This window comes from Photobacterium sp. SP02 (assembly GCF_038519165.1).
GTDB lineage: Bacteria > Pseudomonadota > Gammaproteobacteria > Enterobacterales > Vibrionaceae > Photobacterium > Photobacterium halotolerans.
Genome location: NZ_JASJOJ010000118.1, coordinates 1 through 4,415, shown reverse-complemented (window position 1 = coordinate 4,415; position 4,415 = coordinate 1). Strand labels below are relative to the sequence as shown.

Here is a 4,415-nt window from a genome sequence, read left to right as displayed (position 1 = left end):
GTCTGAGTTTGCTGGTATGTCGCGCTTGAGTCCGGTGGTTTATTTGGCATGAACTGATGCGCGCCAGACACTCTTTGCTGGCTCAAAGAGTGCCCAGAAAAGCCTTTGATTTCGCTGGTGTTATCCGGGCCGGTTGTAGGCGCTCCCGGCGCCGACAACCTAAAAATTCGTCCTGAATTTTTCCCTGTGGGAGTGGAATACTCTAATGCAAACTCGTCAGTTTCAGATTAAAATTTCTATGAGTTAACGCCCGTTTAAGTGGTGAGCAACGCACCACTACACTCAATTATTTCACAGTAAACACAAAAGCCAAATCAAACAAAAACCGCCGAGCGTTGCGAATCCATCTTAAAGCGTTTGTTAGCAATAGGATTATACCCATACTGTTCGCTATGGCACTGTTGTTTATTACGCTGAATTCAGTCAGATTTAACCGATTGTGCCAATTCACTAATTTCTTCTCTAGCTAAACTTTCCTGCTGATCTAAAAACATAAAAAAATTATTCTCACTTGTAAATGGATTGGTTTCTGTACCGTTATGTCGCCTATCACGATTAGCGAACAAATCATTTTTATGTGGGTGATTTGCCAAGTTTACAGTAACTACAGGAGGTATTAGTGCAATCTCCCTAATTCTATCCATACTAGCGAAAAATTGATTCGCCAACTCTGGTTTTTTAGCACTCAAACTGTGCCCACCGACAACAAACGCGCGATGAAATGCACCGTTATCTTGAACCATAAAGTCTAAAGAAAAGTCACCCTCGGTATGACCTGGTGTAATGTAGAATTTAAATTTTTTCCCTCCAATCTCGAGAGTCATACCATCTTTAACAATAAGATCCACATTAGGGGGCAAAAACTTATTCACTTCTTTACTCTTCTCAGCTTGTTCTATCGCCAGTTCATGACCTTTCAAGCTCATGACCACCTTAGAACCATACTTTGCCTGAAGATATTGCGCCCCCCCAACATGGTCAGAATGCCCATGAGTCGCTAAAACATGAGTAACGGACTTCGCCTCTAAACCTAACTTTTTGAGGTTAATCGGTATCCATTTTGAGTAAGGGAAATCTAGCGTATCAATAATAACTAGCCCTGCACTAGTTTCTACTGCGTAAGAGGAGACCCATTTATCTCCGACATAGTACACGTCGTCAAACATTTGAAAGGGTTCAACATACCCGTTTTTGTCATTCATCTCTGGAATGTCTTCGTTCGCTCTTGCACAAACTGAAATTAATAAGAGCAGAACAACACTCAACTTCTTCATATTAATTCCTATATTGCTAACGCTTGCAGCATGCGCGCCCTTGCAATGGAGCCGAAAGCGCAATGAAAAGGGCGTCGCCGTGCCTGCACTTGTTATGCTTTTGCACTTAAGTAACCTTTCACACTATCAGGAATATCAGGCAAGTTATCTTGCAGTTTTGAGAGCAATGCCGCGCCGGCCACATGACTGCTATCCCCATTCTTCAAGCACTCTTGCAGTATCTGGAAAGCCCATCTTGATTCTGGCTGATCATAGATATCCAGAAGTCCATATTTGTTGAGATCTTCTAGAGTAAAACGATTTCCACTAAATCCATGCCCCCAACCTTCACTAGAATAAAGTGGCCTTTCTTTCTCCGCTGGTTCATATTCTAGAAGCAAAGGGAATTTACCATGATGACCTCCATTCCAGTCACCGATGATAGCGACTACTGTAGTTTTCATCGTACATACCCTTCTAATGCATAACGCCCGCAACAACGGCGGAGCGAAGCGACGTCCGGGCCCGCAGGGCCGCATTGCTTGCGTTTGTTAAGTGTCATAACTGTGACGCCAGACTTTATAAGCGGAAATTAACAGGATACCCGTTAACAAGGGCAGTATGATTGCACTAGCCACAACAGCAAGCAACATGCCACCGGCAAACGCGCCAGCTATTGAGCCAGCAGCCATGACCCATAAGAAGCGAGACTGCTCAGCAATTATTCTAAAACTTTGATCCTGACTGTACCGCGCAAAGCCAATAATCATTGTGGGCAAGCTCACCGCCAGCGATAAGCTGCCAGCAAGCTTAATATCGACGCCAAACAATAGAATGATGGCCGGTATTAAAAGCTCCCCACCAGCAACTCCCATGATTGAAGCTACAACGCCAATAAAAAAGCCGGTTACCATGCCAATACTGACCAAAACGTAACCGCTTATTGAAATTGTATTTGCCGGATTCAAGTCATGTCCCCAGAACAGAGCTGCTGCGATCAGGACAAGAAGACCCGCAAGGATTTTGTAGAGTAATTCTGATTCAATCTTCGTTGCCCATCCTGCTCCTACCCACGCACCAATGAGACTACCCGCCAGCAATGTGGCTATCACATCCCACCGATCAAGAACGCTCGAAAGCGGCACAGCACCCGCACGAAAAGGAATCGAAGCAGCAACCACAACCAGGCTCATGGCCTTGTTAAGAATGATTGCCGGCAGAGCCGCAAAGCCAAACAGGCCAATCAATAGCGGCAGCCTGAACTCAGCCCCGCCAAGACCGATAAGGCCGCCGAGGGTTCCAATTGCGAATCCACCAAAGAACACCGCCACTGGATTTCTAGATTTTTTCATTCTCTGAATTTCGCACTCTGTTGGATTGACACTTAACGCCGCCGTAACCGGCCGGAAAACCGCGCAGCGGTTTGGAGGTCCAGCCCACGGAGTGGGCGATGGTTGACGGCCTTGTTAGGCATTTTTCCCAACAGCCATTAATACTGTCATAGTGCCTTTTGAGCTCTTCATTTCAAATGGTTTTTTTACTTTAAAATCAATAAATTCATTTGCTTTGAGAGCACGTAGCACTCTATTTTCAGACAATCCCGTTTCCGAGGAGTCATCGTTCGACAGCCAGTCCCACTGTATAAATACACCACCGCTTTTCAAAAGAGACTTTAACAGCACAAGTGTCATTTCATAATCGGGTAAGAACCCACAAACTGATGACGCCACGATTAAGTCAAACTTATTGGTTAGATACGGATTGTTATCAATCAATTCTTGAGTCAAAAAATCCGAAATAGTCGAAACATTACTGAGCTTTTTCTTACCCAAGATTTTTATCATTTCTGATGAGCCATCAAGGGCAACTATGTCTTTTACCCTTGGGCTCAGGAGCTGGGTAAGGTGGCCCGTACCACAACCAAAGTCAAAGACAGATAGACCGTCAATGTTGATGATTTTTGTAAGTTCTTCAAAAGCCTTACTGGCATATTCTTGTACTGAGGTGTCAACATCCCAACCCTCAGCATATTCGTCCCATTCATTGCTCAATATTGTTACTCCTACAGAAGCTCGGCCAGACCAGATGATTGCCTAACATTTTATTAGCGCGCATGCGCGTTTTGCTCGTTAGACCAGTGAGAACGCGCACAGTTAACTATCTGTATGTTAAGAACTTATCAGCTTTCTACCAAATACACCATCTGGAAAAACGCGCATGCGCGTTTTCCAAACCTATTATCTCAATTCGTAAATACATAACCGATTGATAAAAATGAATTATATGAATTAGTACGTGTACAAACGCGCAAAAATTTTTCACTATTTTCCTTGATATCCGGCAATCTTAAATAATGCTGTATAAAAACACAGCATCTTAAGATGGGGGTTATCATGAGTGTAAAAAGCCCATTTCTAAGCGGTCTTCAAGAAGAAATGCGTATGCGTGGTTACAGTATTAGAACGGAAAAAACCTATCTGTATTGGATCAAGGCATTCATTAACTTTCACGACAAACGTCACCCTGAAACAATGGGAACGAAAGAAATTGCACAATTTTTAACCTTTCTTGCCAATCGACGAAATGTGGCTATCAACACACAAAAAATTGCACTGAACGCATTAGCCTATCTGTATCAGAAGCATTTGCACCATGAGCTTGGGGATTTAGGTTTTTGCTATGCCACTAAACAGCGACATTTACCGGCAGTGTTATCTCCATTGGAGATCTCATCGATATTAAATCAACTTCATGGCCGAGACAGGCTAATCATTGAGATGCTCTATGGTAGTGGACTGAGAGTTTCAGAATGTCTCCGGTTACGCGTCCAAGACATTGATATTGATATTGATAGAGCTTCGCTGACTGTTAGAGACGGTAAAGGACATAAAGATAGGCAAACCATCCTCAGCCATAGATGCGCAGAAAAGCTCACTACATATATTAAAAAAGCTATTAAAATTCAACAGGATGACAACCAGCAAGGGATAGGCCCATCTCTGCCAAATGCATTAGAACGTAAGTACCCCAATGCGCGACATACCCACCAAACCCCAAATTACACTTGCTATTAGCGTTAGCACATATGCTGGTAAGCACCAACCCAGGGAAAAATTCAGGACGAATTTTTAGGTTGTCGGCGCCGGGAGCGCCTACAACCGG

At 43.7% G+C, this 4,415-nt stretch carries 5 protein-coding genes; 1 reads left to right on the top strand and 4 read right to left on the bottom strand.

What is annotated here, in order from left to right:
• Positions 1-419: 419 nt before the first annotated feature.
• The 4 genes from P0Y67_RS22265 to P0Y67_RS22250 form a co-directional block, all read right to left on the bottom strand.
• Positions 420-1,274 carry an MBL fold metallo-hydrolase gene (locus P0Y67_RS22265; RefSeq protein WP_342393644.1) on the bottom strand — a complete coding sequence of 285 codons (855 nt, stop codon included), beginning with the start codon at positions 1,272-1,274 and terminating at the stop codon, positions 420-422.
• Between the two features lie 92 nt (positions 1,275-1,366).
• Positions 1,367-1,717 (bottom strand): hypothetical protein, encoded by a 351-nt coding sequence (locus tag P0Y67_RS22260; protein ID WP_342393643.1) that lies wholly within the window; start codon positions 1,715-1,717, stop codon positions 1,367-1,369.
• 87 nt (positions 1,718-1,804) lie between these two features.
• Positions 1,805-2,605, bottom strand: a complete 801-nt coding sequence (locus P0Y67_RS22255) for a sulfite exporter TauE/SafE family protein (protein WP_342393642.1) — start codon at positions 2,603-2,605, stop codon at positions 1,805-1,807.
• Positions 2,606-2,719: 114 nt separating this feature from the next.
• Entirely contained in the window at positions 2,720-3,304 is a 585-nt protein-coding gene (locus P0Y67_RS22250; protein WP_342393641.1) for a class I SAM-dependent DNA methyltransferase, read from the bottom strand.
• 342 nt (positions 3,305-3,646) lie between these two features.
• On the opposite strand from P0Y67_RS22250, the gene P0Y67_RS22245 reads away from it, so the two are divergent.
• Positions 3,647-4,327, top strand: coding sequence for a phage integrase N-terminal SAM-like domain-containing protein (locus P0Y67_RS22245; protein WP_342393640.1), 681 nt, complete (start codon positions 3,647-3,649; stop codon positions 4,325-4,327).
• Positions 4,328-4,415: the final 88 nt, after the last annotated feature.